This window comes from Methylobacterium sp. CCH7-A2, from assembly GCF_001557075.1.
GTDB classification, from domain to species: domain Bacteria; phylum Pseudomonadota; class Alphaproteobacteria; order Rhizobiales; family Beijerinckiaceae; genus Allobosea; species Allobosea massiliensis.
In genome coordinates, this window is record NZ_LSKN01000011.1 from 1 (window position 1) to 447 (window position 447).

Here is a 447-nt window from a genome sequence, read left to right on the forward strand (position 1 = left end):
GCGGCCTGCGCGGGGTGAAGCTCGTCGTCTCCGACAGCCATGAGGGCATCAAGGCGGCCGTCTCGAAGGTGCTGACCGCAACCTGGCAGCGGTGCCGGGTTCACTTCATGAGAAACGCGCTCGCCCATGCCGGCCGCTCAGGACGCCGCGTCGTCTCGGCTTTCATCGCCACCGCCTTCGCACAGGACGATGCGGCCGCCGCCAGCCAGCAATGGCGCAGGGTCGCCGATCAACTCCGGCCGACGGTCCCCAAGCTCGCCGCCCTGATGGACACAGCCGAGACCGACGTGCTGGCCTACATGACCTTCCCGACGCAGCACCGCGCCAAGCTGCATTCCACGAACCCGCTGGAGCGCCTCAACGGCGAGATCAAGCGCCGCACCGAGGTCGTCGGCATCTTTCCCACCGAGGCCGCCATCACCCGACTGGTCGGCGCGATCCTGCTCG

1 protein-coding gene is annotated in these 447 nt (G+C 68.7%); it reads left to right on the top strand.

Annotated elements, in window-relative coordinates:
* Window positions 1-447: transposase (locus AX750_RS00665; protein WP_197432778.1), on the top strand; the 447-nt coding region annotated here is incomplete at both ends.